Raw genomic sequence first — 15,925 nt, 5'->3', positions numbered from 1 at the left:
ACTCCATTCAGGAGAGATCGGACAGCGCCTCGTCGAGGGCGCCGGTGAGGTAGTCGACCTGGGCGTCGGTCAGTCCGGGGTGACACGGCAGGTTGACCTGTTGCTCGAACCAGAGCTGTTCGGCGCGGGGGCACTCGCCGGGCCGGTGACCGCGCTGACGCCACTCCGGCGTCAGGTGTTGGGGGAAGTAGCGCAGCTGGATCTCGACCGCCCGCTGGTCGAGCGTCTTGACCAGGTGTTCCCGGGCGTCCGCGCCCGCTTCGACGAACATCGTGTAGAGGTGGTAGGCGTGCGACACCCCGGCCGGAGGCCGGTGCAGGCGGATCCCGTCATGGCGGGCGAGGCAGTCGTCGAGGCGCGCCGCGACGTGCCGGCGGCGGGCCGAGAGTTCCGGGAGGCGGGCCAGTTGTACCGTGCCGGCGGCGGCGGCGACCTCGGACATGGTGGCGTTCGTTCCCGGGTGCCGAAGGTCAGCGTACTCGTGCGCGTAGATCTCCTCGGAGTAGCGCATCCACGGCAACAGTGGCGTCGGCGGCACCCGCGAGACAAACGGGCGGACAACGGCGTCAGCCTTGTTCGAGCGAATGCGGTCCAATCTGTCGTACCATTCGTCGCGGTCGAACGTCAGCATTCCTCCCTCGCCGAGCGTGGTGAGGTTCTTGGAACTGTGGAAACTGAAGCAGCCGATGTCAGCGAGTGCCCCGGGGCGTCGGCCGTGGTATTCCGCCCCCAGCGCGTGCGCGCAGTCCTCGATCACGATCGCGCCGTGCGCGTGCGCGGCTGCGAGAATGCGTTCCATCGCGACCGGCAGGCCGCCGTAGTGCACCACGATCACCGCGGCGGTGCGGTCGGTGACGGCGGCCTCGACCGCAGCCGGGTCGATGTTGAGCGTGTCCGGTTCGACATCGCAGAACCGGACCCGTACGTCGCGGGCCAGCAGCGGTTGCACCGTGGCGGCGAACGTCTGCGGGGTGGTGACCACTTCGTCGCCGGGTCGCAGCCCGGCCAGGTGCACGGCGAGTTCGAGCGCCACGGTGCCGCTGGTCACCGACAGGGCGTGCCGGCAGCCGACGTGCCGGGCGAACCGCTGTTCGAACCCGGTGCGCCACCGACCGCCGGACAGCGGGCCGTCCGAGTCGACGAGCTCGGCGACGGCGGTCAGCTCGGCGGGGCCTACGACGCTGCCGCGCGCCGGGAATGGGACCCGGTAGTCACGTTCCATCATGGATGTCAGCCTCCTCCAAGCGGCGAAGATACAGGAGTGCCCGCGTATTCGATAATGCGAATAACAGTCAAGTGGGCGTTTTATTTCCAGCCTTGAAAAGCGCATCGTCAGATGCGCTTTGGGTGTGTTGTAAACGATATTCCGGCGGCCTCCTCATTGACTTGTCGGACGGATGGCATTTCACTGGTCAGGTCTGTGAGAGAGGATTCCCATGCAATTCGGTGTTGGCTTCTTCCCGGTGCTGGACCCGGCTGAGAAAGGCGCGAGCCAGTGGTACGACGAGAGTCTTCGGCTGGCCGTACGTGCGGAGGAGTTGGGCTACGAGCACGTCCAGGTGGTTGAGCACTACTTCACCGCGTACGGCGGCTACAGCCCCGACCCGGTGACCTTCCTGACCGCGGTGGCGGCACGTACGCGGCGGATCCGGGTAACGACCGGGGCGGTGGTCCCGGCCTTCACCCACCCGGTCCAGCTCGCGGGCAAGCTGGCGATGCTGGACAACCTGTCGCACGGCCGGCTCGACGTCGGGTTTGGCCGCGCCTTCCTGCCCGAGGAGTTCGCCGCCTTCGGGGTGCCGATGAGCGAGAGCCGAGCGCGGTTCGCCGAGGGCGTCGAGGCCTCCCGGCGGCTGTGGACGGAGGAGGAGGTCGTCTGGTCGGGGACGTTCGCGCAGTTCGGTCCGGTGACGATGCTGCCGCGGCCGTACCAGCGTCCGCACCCGCCGATCTTCGTGGCCTCCACGACCAGCGCCGAGTCCTGCGCGGCGGCGGGCCGCGCCGGCTACCACCTCCAGGTGGTGCCGACGGTGACCTCGCGGGAAGGGCTTCAGGAGATGCTCGCCGCGTATCGGCACGAGCGCGTCGCGGCCGGTCACGGTCCGGGCCGCATCCAGTTGAAGTACACCTGCTACCTGGCCGAGGATGCCGCCGAGGCGCTGGCGGCGGGGCGGCGCTGGGAACAGAACTACATCGAGAAGATGACCGGCGCGATCGCGTCCTGGGCCACCACGACCAGCGCTGACTACCCCGGCTACGAGCAACTGATCGACAAGGTGCGCCGGTACGACTTCGACGCCTCGCTGGCCGGGCACAAGGTCCTCGCCGGCAACCCCGGGCAGGTACGCGAGCAGCTCGCCGTCGTCGCCGACTGGTTCGGCCGCGATGTGACCGTGTGCCTGCAGGTCAATCCGGGGGGTACGACGGAAGCGGAGGCGGAGCGCACGCTGCGCCTGTTCGCCGATGAGGTCGCGCCGCACGTCGTCACGGGACCTGCCGATGCGCTCACCGGACGCTGAGGTCGCTGTCGTCGGGCTGGGCGCGTTCGGTGCGGCGTCACTCTGGCAACTGGCGGAGGCGGGCGTCAGCGTGATCGGGCTCGACCGGTACGAGCCGGGCCACGGGTACGGCTCCTCGCACGGCGGCACCCGCATGTTCCGTACGGCCTGTCTCGAGCACCCGGACCTGGTGCCGCTGGCGCGGCGCTCCGGGCAGCTCTGGCAGGAGTTGTCGGCGCGCGCCGGTGAGACGCTGTTCGCCCCGACCGGCGGGGTGCTGATCGGCCCGCGGGACGGGCACGTGGTGGCGGGCACGCTCGCCGCGGCCCGGCAGCACGACCTCGCGGTCGAGGTGTGGGACGCGGCCACGCTCGGGGCCCGGCTGCCCCGGCACGCCGGCCTGGCCGCGCACCATGTGGCGGTGTGGGAGCCGGCCGCCGGGCTGATCCCGCCGGAGGCGGCGGTGCGGGCCGCCGTCCGGGTCGCCGCGGAACTGGGCGCCCAGGTACGGACCGGCACGCGGGTGTTGACGATCGAGCTGGTCGACGGCGGCGCGTTCGTGCACACCACGACGGACCGGATCGCCGTACGCCAGGTGGTTGTCGCGGCCGGAGCCTGGCTGCCCGGGCTGGTGCCGGGGCTGGCGGTACGGGTGCTGCGGGTGCCGATCACCTGGTTTCGACCCGCCGATCCGAGCGCGACCGGGTACGACCTGGCCGCTGTGCCGGTGTTCATCCGTGAGCTGGACGACGGTGCCTGTCTGTGGGGACACGGCGCGCACACCGGTGGCGAGCTGAAGCTCGGTCTGGAGGACGTGGGAACCGCGATGCGCACGATGGATCCCGACGGTGACGACCGACGGGTGACTCCGGCCGACTGGCGGGAGCTAACCGACCGGCTCGCCGTGGCGCTTCCGGGGTTGGCACCGGAGCCGTCGCGGGCGGCGGTCTGCATGTACCCGCTGACCCCGGACCGGCAGTTCCTGCTGGGCCGGCCGGGCCGCGACCCTCGGCTGGTGGTGGCGGGCGGGGACAGTGGCCACGGCTTCAAGCACGCGGCCGGCGTCGGGGAGGTGGTCGCGGACCTGGTCAGGCGACGTGCGCCCCGGGTACCGGTCGCCTTCATGCATCCGGACCGCTGGTGATCCGGGTCGCGAGCACCTTCTTGTCGATCTTGCCGACTGCGGTGAGCGGCATCGCCGTCTCGAAGCGGATCCGGTCCGGAAGCTTGTACGCGGCGAGCCCGCGCCCCCGCAGGAAGCCGGTGAGGTCGGCCAGGGACGGCCGGTCGTCCGGGCAGACCAGCACCGCGACCGGCGCCTCGCCCCACTGCGCGTCGGGAACGCCGACCAGGGCCGCCTGCCGGACCAGCGGATGAGCGAGCAGATGACCCTCCACCTCGGTCGCGGCGATCTTCTCGCCACCGCGGTTGATCTGGTCCTTGACCCGTCCCACGACGTTGAGGTGCCCGGACGGCAGCCGGCGGACCAGGTCGCCGGTGCGGTAGAAGCCGTCCGGGGTGAACGATGCCTCGGCGGCGGCGTCGGCCCGGTAGTAGCCACGCAGCGTGTACGGCCCGCGGGTGAGCAACTCGCCGGCGTCGCCCTCGTCGACCGCGCTGCCGTCGAGCGGGTCGACCACCCGCACCTCGTCCGCGGGCGAGCACGGGCGACCCTGGGTGGTGCAGATCAGGTCGGCCGGGTCGTCGAGGCGGGTGTAGTTGATCAGCCCCTCCGCCATGCCGTAGACCTGCTGTACCGCCACCTGAAGGGTGGGGGTGAACCGGCGGGCCAGGTCGTCGGCCAGTCGGGCGCTGCCGACCTGGACGAAACGCAGGCTGGACAGGTCGGGTCGGCTGTCGGCGTGCTCGGCGAACCAGTGCGGCACCAGCGGTGGGTTGATCGCGGTGAAGGTGACCCGCTCACGGGCGATGAGCCGGAACGCGGTGGCCGGGCTGGGATTCGGAGCGATCACCACGGTCCCGCCCGACATCAGCGTGCCGAGCACTCCCGGGCAGGCGAACGTGAAGTTGAAGGCGATCGGCAGGACCGCGAGATAGACGTCTTCCGGCGTCAGCCCGCACACCTGCGCCCCGGCGCGGGCGTTGTAGGCGTAGTCGTCGTGCGTGCGGGGGATCAGTTTCGGCAGGCCGGTGGTTCCGCCGGAGAGCAGCAGCAGGGCGAGGTCACCAGCCGCCGGGCGATCGCCGCTGCCAGGTGCGGTCACCGTTTCCGTCAGGTCCTGATAGGCGGTGAAGCCACTGTCTCCGGGGTCCCCCACCACGATTACGTGTTCGAGTGGCTCGTCGAGGTCGCGCCGCTCGGCCCGGATCCGCGCGGCGAGAGCCCGGTAGTCGAACCCGAGGTGGCGGTCGGCGACCACGTAGCCGGCCGCCCCGGACAGCGCCGTGAGGTGGGCGATCTCGGCGTATCGGTGGCCGGGCATGGCGTGCACCGGCACCGCTCCCAGACGCTGCAGGGCGAACCACACCTCGACGAACTCGGCCCGGTTGGGCAACTGCACGACGACCCGGTCGCCGCGGCGCAGCCCGAGCCGCCGCAGCCCGGCGCACGCCCGGTCGACGGCGTCGTCGAGCTGCCGGTAGGTCCAGCGCCGCTCGCCGTCGACAAGTGCGGTGCGCCCGGCGTGCCTGGTGGCCCACTCGCGCAGCAGGTCGCCGAAGGCGACGCCGGCCCAGTACCCGGACGATCGGTACCGCTCGGCGTCGGTCTCGGACCATCCGGTCCACTCCGGACGGTGCAGCTGGGTCATGTGTGATCCCTTCTGGTCTGTTCCCTGGCGACGTGCTTTGCTATCTTTACCGCATATGAAATTCGTTTTCAATACCGTTCGACCGGGTGGGAGCACGGCTTGATGGATGTCGACGACCTGATCACCGACCTCGACGCCGCCGGCGTTACCCTCTGGCTGGAGCGTGACGAGCTGCGCTTCCGCGCCCCCAAGGGTGTGTTCACAGAGGACCGCCGAGCGGCCGTGCGGGCCCACCGCGCCGCGATCGTCGAGCGGCTGCGCCAAGCCGAGGACGTCCGGCTGAGCCCCGATTCGGCGGGGCGGCACGAACCGTTCCCGCTGACCGACCTCCAGGCCGCCTACCTCGTCGGCCGGGGACCGCACTACGAGTACGGTGGCGTCGCCTGTCACGCCTACGTCGAGTACGAGTACCCCGACCTCGACCCGCGACGGGTGCAGTCCACCTGGGACCGGATGGTCGCCCGGCACGACATGCTGCGCGCCGTCGTGCACCCCGACGGCTACCAGGTGGTCCTCGCCGACCCGCCGGAACACCCGATCCCGGTCACCGACCTACGTGGGCAGGACGCCGCGCTCGACGGACACCTGCGTGCCGTCCGCGACCGGATGTCGCACCGGGTCGCGCGGACCGACCGGTGGCCGTTGTTCGCGCTGCACCTCACCCGTGCGGACCGGGGCGCGGTCCTGCATCTCTCCCTCGACCTGCTCATCGTCGACTACGCCAGCGTGCAACTGTTGATGAGCGAGTTCGACCGCTGCTACGCCGACCCCACGAGCGAACCGGCCACGCCGGAGATCAGCTTCCGCGACTACGTCATCGGACGACGTCGGGTCACCGAGACGGCCCGGTACGCCCGCGACCGTGACTACTGGCTCGGCCGCCTCGACGACCTGCCGCCGGCGCCCGACCTGCCGGTGACCGGCACCGGCGAGGTCACCGGTCCGGTCCGCTTCCGCCGCCTGGAACACGTCCTCGACGCACCGACGTGGGCCGGGCTGCGCGACCGGGCGGCCCGGCGCCAGGTCACCGCCTCCGCCGCGCTGCTCACCGCGTACGCCGAGGTGATCGGCCGATGGAGCCGGTCGCCGCGGTTCACCCTCACCGTCCCCACCTTCCAGCGACTTCCCCTGCACCCCGACGTGGACCGGCTGGTCGGCGACTTCACCGTGGTCGAACCGCTCGCCGTCGACCTCGCCGAGCCCGAGCCGTTCCAGGCACGCACGGCGGGGCTCAGCGCCCGCCTGCTCGAGGACCTGTCGCACGGGCTGTTCACCGGCGGCGAGGTACTCGGCGAACTGGCCCGACGCACCGGCGCCCGACCGCTGCTGCCGGTCGTGTTCACCAGCACCCTCGACGCCCCGGCCGACGATCCGGACGGCCCCGACCTCGGCACGGTCGGGTACGCCATCAGCCAGACCCCGCAGGTATGGATCGACTGTCAGGTGATGCCGCGCGCGGGAGGGCTCGCCCTGTCCTGGGACGTCCGCGAGGACGTGCTCCCGGACGGCCTGGCCGACGACGCGTTCGCGGCCTGGACCGACCTGGTCGGCCGCCTCGCCGCCGGCGACCGCGACTGGGACGTGCCCGGGCCGGTCCAGCTGCCGGCCGCCCAGCTCGAGCGCCGCCGCCGGGCCAACGACACCGCTGGGCCGCTGCCGGACGGCCTGCTGCACGAGGAGGTCGTCGCCCAGGCCCGACGCACGCCCGAGCGGATCGCGGTGGTCGCCGGTGACGTCCGGCTGACCTACGGCGAGCTGCTCCGCCGTGCCGGCGCGGTCGCCGACCACCTCCGCGCCGGTGGCCTGCGCCCGGCCGAGCCGGTGGCCGTGTTCATGGACAAGGGCTGGGAGCAGGTGGTGGCGGTCCTCGGCGTGCTGTGCGCCGGTGGTGCGTACCTGCCGGTCGACACCGCGCAACCCCCCGCCCGCCGCGACGCCATCCTCACCGACGCGGGCGTCCGCACGGTGCTCACCCAGTCCTGGCTCGCCGGCGGCGTCCGGCGGCTGGTCGGCGTCACCCACCTCACCGTGGACAGCCTCGCCCCGGCCGACGCGCTCGACGTGCCAGCGTCGGGGGCAGCTCCGGACGACCTCGCCTACGTCATCTACACGTCCGGGTCCACCGGATCCCCCAAGGGCGTCATGATCAGTCACCGGGCCGCCCGCAACACCGTCGACGACGTCAACCGCCGCTTCGCCGTCGGCCCCGACGACGCCGTCCTCGGCCTCGCCGGCCTCGGCTTCGACCTTTCGGTCTACGACATCTTCGGCCTGCTCGCCGTCGGCGGCCGACTGGTGCTGCCGGACGCCGACCGACGCGGCGACCCGTCACACTGGGCGGACCTGGTGGGCCGGCACGCCGTGACCGTGTGGAACTCGGTGCCCGGCCAGTTGCAGATGCTGCACGACTACCTGCGCGCCGTGCCGAGCGTGCGCCCGGACGCGCTCCGCCTGGCGATGCTCTCTGGAGACTGGATCCCGGTCACCCTGCCCGACGCGATCCGCGCCCTGCTGCCGGCGCTGCGGGTGGTCAGTCTCGGCGGTGCCACCGAGGGAGCCATCTGGTCGATCTGGCATCCGATCGACCGGGTCGACCCGCACCGGCCCAGCATCCCGTACGGCACCCCGCTGACCAACCAGAGCTTCCACGTGCTCGACGACCGGATGCGCGACCGTCCCGACTGGACCGCCGGGGAGCTGTACATCGGCGGCGCCGGAGTCGCACTCGGCTACCACCGTGACCCGGAACGCTCCGCCGCCCGCTTCCCCAGCCACCCGATGACCGGCGAGCGCCTGTACCGCACCGGTGACCTGGGTCGGTACCGGCCGGACGGGACGATCGAGTTCCTCGGCCGCGAGGACGACCAGGTGAAGATCCGCGGATACCGGATCGAGTTGGCCGAGGTGGAGAGCGCAGTCCAGCTGCATCCCGGGGTGGCGCACGCCGCCGTGCTGGTCGACGCGGACCACCCGGCCGGGAAGCGCCTCGCCGCCTTCGTGGAGCCGGCCGTCGTCGAGACCGACCCGATCGCCGCCGCCGAGGCCGGGGAGGTCGGCGCCGCCGCGGCGGCGGTCTCCCGGGCCGCGCAGGCCGGGGTCGACCGGCCCGCGCTGGCGACGTTCCAGCAGGCCCTGGCTGACGTCGGTTACGCGGTGATGACCCGCACGCTGCGGGACGCCGGGCTGTTCACCGACGGCCGCGCGTACCGCGCGGAGGAGGTGTCCGAAGCCCTGTCCGCGACCGCGACCACCCGGCCCGTCGTGCGTCGATGGCTGGCGGCGCTGGCCCGCGCCGGGCACCTCCGCGCTGATCCGGGCACCGGCGTGTACCACGGTCCACTGTCGCTGCCGGCCGACCGGATCGAGGAGGCGTGGCGGCGGCTCGCCGAGGCGGAGGCGCGGGTGGCGTACAGCACCGACCTGATCGAGGCGGTCCGGACCTGCGCCGAGCGGCTGCCCGAGCTGATCGCCGGCACGGTCGACGTACGGGCGCTGCTGTTTCCCGGCGCCCGCGCGGACGCGATGGCCGCCGCCTACCGGGACAACCTGGCCGTCGCCCACCTCAACGAGGCCGCGGCGGCGGCCCTGCGTGCCCTGGCCGAGCGGCACGGCGGTGACGAGCCGCTGCGGATCGTCGAGGTCGGCGGCGGCGTCGCCGGCACCACCGCCGCCCTCGCCCCGGCGCTTGCCGAGTTCACCCCGGACTATCTGTTCACCGATCCGTCGACGTTCTTCCTCGCCGAGGCCCGCGAGCAGTTCGCCCACCATCCGTGGATCCGGTACGCGCGGCTGGACCTGCGCGAGGACCTGACCGCCCAGGGGCTGGCACCGAACAGCGCCGACGTGGTGATCTGCCCCAACCACCTGCACACCGCGCCGGACACCGCCGTCGCGCTGGACCGCCTGCGCGGCCTGCTGGCGCCGGGCGGATGGCTGCTGGTCATGGAGCAGACCCGGGACGACGACCCGGCACTGCTGGTGTCGATGGAGTTCCTGGAGGCCACCGCCGGCCCGTTCGTCGACGCCCGCGCCGACGGTGGCCAGTCGTTCCTCACCGAGGCGCAGTGGCGGGAACTGCTCGGCACCGCGCTGGTGGGTGTCCTGCCCGAGCCCGGGGAGCCGCTGCACCCGACCGGGCAGCAACTGTTCCTCGCCCGGGTCAAGACCGACCGGGCCGTCCTGACCCCGGCCGCGCTGGCCCGGCACGCCGGCACCCGGGTGCCCGAGTACATGGTGCCGAGCGTGTGGCAGCTCGTCGACGCGCTGCCGGTGACGGGCAACGGGAAGGTCGACCGCAAGCGGCTGCGCTCACTGCTGCCGTCGGCCGGGGCCGGGGAGCAGGCCGCCGCGGTCGCCAGCGAGCCCGCCGACGCGCTGGAGCGGCAGATCGCCGCGCTCTGGGCCGAGCTGCTCGACCGGCAGTACGTCGGCCGCCACGACGACTTCTTCGACCTCGGCGGCGACTCCCTGCTGGTGGCCCGCCTGGTGGGCCTGCTCCGCGAGCGGGTGCCCGACGTGGTCGCCCTGGAGTGGGAGGTGGTGCTCCGGCACATGCTGCGCCGGCCCACCGTCGCGGCGCTGGCGGCCTACCTGCGTGGCGCCACCGCGACCGGCGCCGGACCGGAGGACGAGGCGCCGGTGCGCACCTCGCCCGTGGTACGTCTGCACGGCTCCGGCGGCGACCCGGTGACCGTTCTGGTGCACGCCGGCACCGGCACGATCATGCCGTACCGGGCGTTGATCACCGAGATCCGACGCCGCTCGGCCGGCACCGGGACGGTGGTCGGGTTGGAGGTGCCGCACCTGCCGCACTACCTCGACGCGGACCCCGAGGGCCTGATCGAGACCATCGCCGCCGACTACGTACGCGCTCTCCTCGACCTCGGCGCCGGTGAGTTCCACCTGGTCGGCTACTGCCTCGGCGGACTGATCGCCACCGAGGTCGCCCGCGGTCTCGCCGAGGCGGGCGCGAACGTGGCGACGCTGACCGCGATCAGCAGCCACAGCCCTCGCTTCCGGTTGGACGACGAGATCCTGTCGGAGTACTCGTTCAGCGTCATGATGGGCATCGCCCCGGCGGATCTCGGCTTCCCCGCCGACGAACTGGCGGTGGCCCGCGCCGGGGACGCGGTGCTGGCCGCCAGTCCCGGGGTGATGCGCGACGGCGGTTTCGCCGCGCTGACCGGCGAGCACGCCGGCGTCGCGGAGGCGTTCCGGAGCCTCGCCGAGGTGCCCCGGGAGCAGCGGGTGGCCCGGATGTGCGAGGCCGTTCCCGCCTCCGCCGGCATGTACGAACCGGACCACATGATGCGTCTGTTCCGGACGTTCCGGCAGAGCGTCTTCGCGATCACCCGGTACGACCCGGAGCCCTACGCGGGGGACATCACCTTCCTGCGGCACAGCGGCGCGTACCCGTTCCCCGGCAGCCGCGACGCGGTCACCCAGCACTGGTCCGACCTGTGCCTCGGTGATCTGCGCGTCATCGACGTCCCCGGCGACCACTTCAGCTGCGTCGACGTCGCCCACGCCCCCGGCGTGGTCAAACTGCTCACCGAGATCACCGGCGGGGCGGTGACCCGGTGATCGGGGTGCTCGGGGCCACCGGATCGGTCGGCTCGGCGGCGGTGGTGCACCTGCACCGGCTCGGCGCCGGGCCGCTGCGGATCGGCGCCCGTCGCCGCGCGCCCCTGGAGAAGCTGGCCGCCGACGTCCCGGCCGAGACCGTGCCGGTGGACGTCCGTGATCCCGTCGCCCTGGCGGCCTTCACCGCAGGCTGCACGATCGTGCTCAACTGCGCCGGCCCGACGTACGAACTCAAGGAGACGGTGGCCCGGGCCGCGCTCGCCGCCGGGGCGCACTGTGTCGACGTGGCCGGCGACGACCCGGTCCGGGAGGCGCTGCACGGTCGCGACCTCGGTGACCGCACCGTGCTGCTGTCGGCCGGAACCCTTCCCGGACTGTCCAACCTGCTGCCGCGATGGCTGGCGGGGACGGAGTTCGACCGGGTCGAGGCGCTGTCTGCCTGGGTCGGCGGCGTGGAGCACTGCTCCCCGGTCGTCGCGGTCGACATGCTGTTGTCCCTGCAGACCGGCGGGGCCGGCGGCGAGGCGTACGGGGAGGCGAACGCGGCCTGGCGGGCCGGCGGCCCGCGCGCGCGGGCGTTGCGTCCGGCCGAGGACGTCGTCGTGCCGATGTTCCCCGGCCCGGTCGCGGTGCAGCCCTTCCTCAGCGCCGAGACCCGCCGTCTCGCGGCCACCCTCGGGCTGACCACGCTGGACTGGTTCAACGTGTACCCCGGTCCGGCCGTACGCGCGCTGCTCACGGCGTTGCCGGCAGCGGCCCGGGAAGGCGCCGACCGGCAGCAGCTCGCCGACCGGATGATCCGTGCCGCCACCGTCGACCTGGCCGGCCGGCAGCCGTACTACCAGATGGTGTTCACCCTGCGCGGGTCGCGCGCCGGCCAGGCCTCCGAAGCGAGGGTCGTCCTGCGCACGCCCAGCAGCTACCGGCTGACCGGCCTGGTGGGTGCCCTGGCGACCGTCGCCGTGCACCGGGGCGCCGTCCCACCCGGCGTGCACTACGCCGCCGAGGTGCTCGACCCCGCCGCCGTCGTGGACGCGGTCCGCGCCGCCGGCGAGGCATCCGTGCGCATCGTCAGCGCCAATGGCGACGACGAGGAAGAGGGGAGCCTGTGAGCACGCCGGCACCGCGGCCGCGTACCGACGAATCCAGGACGACGCCCCCGCTGCGGGTGCTGGTGTGCGGCACCAACTTCGGACGGTTCTATCTGCGCGCGATCGCCGACCTGGCACCCGGCCTGGAGTTGGCCGGGGTGCTCAGCCGTGGGGGGACGGCGTCGCGGGAGCTGGCCCGCCGCTACGGCGTCGCCCATCACGAGAGCCTCGACACGGTGGGTGACGACGTCGACCTGGCGTGCGTCGTGGTCGGCTCCACGGTCTCCGGCGGCCCCGGCACCGACCTGGCCCGCGGGTTGATGTCCCGTGGCGTGCATGTGCTCCAGGAGCATCCGGTGCACCACGACGAGATGGTCGCCTGCCTACAGCTGGCCCGTCGGCAGGGTGTGCAGTACCGGGTGAACGCCCACTATCACCACGTCGAGCCGGTGCGCCGGTTCCTTGCCGCCGCCGCCCGGCTACGTGAACGGGAGCGGCCGCTGTTCGTCGACGCGGCCACCCCGGTCCATGTCCTGTACCCGTTCGTGGACATCCTCGGGCGCGCCCTCGGCGGGCTGCGTCCGTGGCGGGTGGACGAGCCGGGCGGAGACGGACCGCTGCGTTCGCTGACCGGTCGGCTCGGCGGTGTGCCGCTGACCGTACGGGTGCACCACCAGCTCGACCCGGCCGATCGCGACAACCACGCCCTGCTGTGGCACCGGATCGCGATCGGCACCGGTGCCGGTGTGCTCACGCTCGCCGACACCCACGGCCCGGTGCTGTGGAGTCCGCGCCTGCACGCCGGCCGCGACGACGAGCGCCGGTTGGTGTTCGCCGGTCCCGGCCTCGACGAGGCCAGCACCGCCGTGCTGCCCGGCACCGGACCGGGCAGCGGGCAGGAGATCTTCGATCGGCTGTGGCCGGAGGCGGTGCGCCGGGCCGTCGCCGGGTTCGCCGAGTCCGTCCGCGCCGGCGGCGATCCGCTGCGCGCGGCCCAGTACGACATCACCGCCTGCCGGGTCTGGGCGGAGCTCGCCGCGCGTCTCGGGCCGCCGGAGATCGTCAGACCTGCCCGCCCGGCTCTCGTCACGGTCACCGACCTGGCTGACCCGCCGCAACCGGCCACGGTGGGCCCGGCCCATTCGCGTACCCCCGCTCCGGCCGGCGATCCGACCGGGCAGCAGGGCCGGGCCCCGGACCGGCCCCGATCGCCGGAGCCGGCCGCGGAACCGGCCGGGTCGCCTGACGTCGGGGCGGAGCCCTACTCGCCGACGGCCGAGTTCTTCGATCTGGCCGCCGCGCCGCACGTCACCGCCGGCAGCGCACCGGCCGTGGTGGCCGCGCTGGCCGGTGTCGATCCCGCGGCCGGGCCGGTGGTGGAGATCGGCGCCGGCAGCGGGCTGATCACCGCCGCGGTGGCCCGTGCCTACCCGGCGCTGGAGCTGCTGGCCTGCGAACCGGCAGTCGGCATGCGGGCGGTGCTCACCAGCCGCATCTACCGCGACCCGGACCTGCGTCGGCGGGTGACCGTCTCGGCGCAGGCCGCGCCGGATCTGGACCTGCCCGACACCATCAGTGGTGCCGTCGTCTGCGGCGTCGCCGGCCACCTCGACGCCGGCGACCGGCAACGGTTGTGGCGGCGGCTGCGCGACCGGCTGGCCCCGGGCGGGGTGATCGTCGTGGAGCTGATGAGCATGGACCGCCCGCTGGTCCTCGCCCCCACCCGGCTGGCCGGGGCGGAGTTGGGCGCGCAGCGCTACGAGTGGTGGCTGTCCGGGGAGCCCGACGGTCCCGGCCGGATGCGCCTGCACACCACCTGGCGGGTGCTGCACGACGGGCGGACCGTCCGCGAGGTGACCGACGCGTACCACTGGCACACCATCACGCTGGCGCAGGTGGCCGCCGAGTCCGGGCTGGTGCTGCACGACGTTCCGCATTCGACGGGAGGGCCGCCGTTCGGTGTGCTCGCCGCCGGCCGAGAGGAGACCCGATCATGACCGACGATCCGCCCGCCTTTCCGATCCCGCGGGAGTGCCCGTTCGCCCCGCCCGCGCGCTACGCCGAGCTGCGCGACAAGGAGCCGGTGTCGCAGGTGACCATCCCCACCGGCAAACATCCGTGGCTCCTCACCCGGTACGCCGACGTGCGGCGGCTGCTGGCCGACCCGCGGGTCAGCTCCGACATCCGCCGGCCGAACTTCCCCGCGCTGGGGGTCGGCGAACAGGAGGCGGGCGCGAAGTCGCGGCCGTTCATCCGCACGGACCCGCCCGAGCACACCCGGTACCGGCGGATGTTGCAGGCCGAGTTCACGGTGAAGCGGATCCGGGACATGCGCCCGGCGATCCAGGCGACCGCGGACCGGCTGATCGACGAGATGATCGCCGCCGGGCCGCCGGCCGACCTGGTTGCCATGTACGCGAACGCGATCTCGACCACGACCGTGCTGGGCCTGTTCGGCGCGCCGACCGACGATCTCGCCCTGTTCCGTGACGTCACCCGGATCTCCGGTGGCCGCGGCAGCACCGCCGAGGAGGTGACCGCCGCGCTGGGCAGCATGTTCCGGGTGCTGGACGGGCTGATCTCCGCCCGGGAAGCGGAGCCCGGTGAGGACCTGCTGTCCAAGCTCGTGGTCAACCACCTGCGTCAGGGTGCGGTGACCCGGCAGGAACTGCTCTCCACGATCGGCATCACCATCGTCGCCGGGCGCGAGACCACCACCAGCATGATCGCCCTCGGCACGCTGATGTTGCTGGAGAGCCCCGACCGGCTGGCCGACCTCCGTGCCGAGCCGGCCCTGATGCCCGCCGCCGTCGAGGAGCTGCTGCGGGTGCTCTCCGTCGCCGACTCCATCCCGCTGCGGGTGGCCACCGAGGACATCGAGGTCGGGTCGACCCGGATCCCGGCCGGGGACGGCATCATCGCGCTGCTCGCCGCGGCCAACCACGATCCCGCCGTGTTTCCGGACCCGCACCGTCTCGACTTCACCCGGACCGCCAACCACCATGTCGCGTTCGGGTTCGGCCTGCACCAGTGCATCGGCCAGAACCTCGCCCGGCTCGAGATGGAGATCGCCATCGGCACCCTGATCCGGCGCCTGCCCAACCTACGCCCGGCCGTGCCGCTGGGCGAGCTGGACCTCAAGCACGACGCCGCCACGTTCGGCGTCGAGTACCTGCCGGTGGCGTGGTGACCGGCGCCGGGCCGCTGGGCCCGTGGCTGCGCCGGTACCAGGCGCGGCCGGCGGCGGCGGTACGGCTGGTCTGTTTCCCGCACGCCGGCGGGGGAGCGGGTAGCTACCGTCCCTGGGACACCCTGTTGCCGTCGTCGGTCGAACTCGTCGCCGTGCAGTACCCGGGGCGGGAGGACCGGTTCGCCGAGCCGCCGGTGGCCGAGATGGACGAGCTCGCCGGCCAGGTCGCCGGTGCCCTGCGGCGGGTCCTCGACCGGCCGTACCTGGTGTTCGGGCACAGCATGGGCTCCGCGATCGCCTACGAGACCGTCCAGCGGCTGCGCCGCCTCGGTGTGGCGGAACCGGACGCGTTGATCGTCTCCGGCCGTCCGGCGCCGGGCGAGGTGACCGGCGGCGAGGTGCACCTGCGCGACGACACCGGACTCTGCGACGAACTCACCCGGTTGGGCGGCACCCCCGCGGAGGTGCTCGCCGATCCGCAGCTGCGGCGGGCGGTGCTGCGGTACGTGCGCAGCGACTACCGGCTCATCGAGACCTACCGGCCCGCGCCGGCCCCGCCGCTGAGCTGCCCCGTGTCCGTCCTGCGTGGTGGGGACGACCCGGAGCTGAGCGCTGCCCAGGCGGCCGGCTGGAGCCGGGTCACCACCGGGTCGCTGGACGTGCACACCTTCCCCGGCGACCACTTCTATCTCGTTCCCCAGCGCCAGGCCGTGGTGCGGACCGTGCTCGGCACCCTCGACCCCGCCCTGACCCGCACCGGCGGGTCCTGGGCCGGCATACCGTGATCGGAGC

9 protein-coding genes are annotated in these 15,925 nt (G+C 73.1%); 7 read left to right on the top strand and 2 right to left on the bottom strand.

Translation table 11 applies throughout. The annotated features are described in order from the left end of the window. Positions 1–7: 7 nt before the first annotated feature. Positions 8–1,225 carry a DegT/DnrJ/EryC1/StrS family aminotransferase gene (locus tag O7614_RS21905; RefSeq protein WP_278140356.1) on the bottom strand — a complete coding sequence of 406 codons (1,218 nt, stop codon included), beginning with the start codon at positions 1,223–1,225 and terminating at the stop codon, positions 8–10. Between the two features lie 211 nt (positions 1,226–1,436). On the opposite strand from O7614_RS21905, the gene O7614_RS21900 reads away from it, so the two are divergent. After that, positions 1,437–2,519: an LLM class flavin-dependent oxidoreductase gene (locus tag O7614_RS21900; RefSeq protein ID WP_278140355.1), complete on the top strand. Its 1,083-nt coding sequence runs from the start codon at positions 1,437–1,439 to the stop codon at positions 2,517–2,519. Continuing rightward, positions 2,500–3,642: an N-methyl-L-tryptophan oxidase gene (gene solA / locus O7614_RS21895; RefSeq protein WP_278140354.1), complete on the top strand. Its 1,143-nt coding sequence runs from the start codon at positions 2,500–2,502 to the stop codon at positions 3,640–3,642. Before O7614_RS21900 ends, solA begins: the two co-directional genes overlap by 20 nt. Here solA and O7614_RS21890 read toward each other — a convergent pair. Further along, positions 3,620–5,269 carry an AMP-binding protein gene (locus O7614_RS21890; protein WP_278140353.1) on the bottom strand — a complete coding sequence of 550 codons (1,650 nt, stop codon included), beginning with the start codon at positions 5,267–5,269 and terminating at the stop codon, positions 3,620–3,622. The two genes, solA and O7614_RS21890, sit on opposite strands and share 23 nt — an antisense overlap. Positions 5,270–5,371: 102 nt before the next feature. On the opposite strand from O7614_RS21890, the gene O7614_RS21885 reads away from it, so the two are divergent. Genes O7614_RS21885 through O7614_RS21865 form a run of 5 tightly spaced genes read left to right on the top strand, consistent with a single transcriptional unit; the run spans position 5,372 to position 15,918 of the window. Further along, a complete protein-coding gene (locus O7614_RS21885; protein ID WP_278140352.1) occupies positions 5,372–10,852 on the top strand; it encodes a non-ribosomal peptide synthetase in 5,481 nt (1,826 codons plus the stop codon). Next, a complete protein-coding gene (locus tag O7614_RS21880) occupies positions 10,849–11,964 on the top strand; it encodes a saccharopine dehydrogenase NADP-binding domain-containing protein (protein ID WP_278140351.1) in 1,116 nt (371 codons plus the stop codon). The genes O7614_RS21885 and O7614_RS21880 overlap by 4 nt, the downstream gene beginning before the upstream one ends. Continuing rightward, positions 11,961–13,940 carry a Gfo/Idh/MocA family oxidoreductase gene (locus tag O7614_RS21875; RefSeq protein WP_278140350.1) on the top strand — a complete coding sequence of 660 codons (1,980 nt, stop codon included), beginning with the start codon at positions 11,961–11,963 and terminating at the stop codon, positions 13,938–13,940. Before O7614_RS21880 ends, O7614_RS21875 begins: the two co-directional genes overlap by 4 nt. Continuing rightward, the gene (locus O7614_RS21870; protein ID WP_278140349.1) at positions 13,937–15,133 is read left to right on the top strand and encodes a cytochrome P450; all 1,197 of its coding nucleotides are present in this window, start codon (positions 13,937–13,939) and stop codon (positions 15,131–15,133) included. Before O7614_RS21875 ends, O7614_RS21870 begins: the two co-directional genes overlap by 4 nt. Beyond that, on the top strand, positions 15,130–15,918 hold the full coding sequence (locus tag O7614_RS21865; RefSeq protein ID WP_278140348.1) for an alpha/beta fold hydrolase: 789 nt from the start codon (positions 15,130–15,132) through the stop codon (positions 15,916–15,918). Before O7614_RS21870 ends, O7614_RS21865 begins: the two co-directional genes overlap by 4 nt. Positions 15,919–15,925 lie beyond the last annotated feature (7 nt).

The sequence above is a fragment of the Micromonospora sp. WMMD961 genome (genome assembly GCF_029626145.1).
Taxonomy (GTDB): Bacteria; Actinomycetota; Actinomycetes; order Mycobacteriales; family Micromonosporaceae; genus Micromonospora.
The sequence above is the reverse complement of the archived record's forward strand: the minus strand, read 5'-3'. Positions and strand labels throughout refer to the sequence as shown.

Bases quoted from the DNA above. Each gene is read 5' to 3' on its own strand.
- O7614_RS21900 (WP_278140355.1), top strand. From the start codon at position 1,437: ATGCAATTCGGTGTTGGCTTCTTCCCGGTGCTGGACCCGGCTGAGAAA.
- solA (WP_278140354.1), top strand. From the start codon at position 2,500: ATGCGCTCACCGGACGCTGAGGTCGCTGTCGTCGGGCTGGGCGCGTTC.
- O7614_RS21905 (WP_278140356.1), bottom strand. From the start codon at position 1,225: ATGATGGAACGTGACTACCGGGTCCCATTCCCGGCGCGCGGCAGCGTC.
- O7614_RS21870 (WP_278140349.1), top strand. From the start codon at position 13,937: ATGACCGACGATCCGCCCGCCTTTCCGATCCCGCGGGAGTGCCCGTTC.
- O7614_RS21890 (WP_278140353.1), bottom strand. From the start codon at position 5,269: ATGACCCAGCTGCACCGTCCGGAGTGGACCGGATGGTCCGAGACCGAC.
- O7614_RS21885 (WP_278140352.1), top strand. From the start codon at position 5,372: ATGGATGTCGACGACCTGATCACCGACCTCGACGCCGCCGGCGTTACC.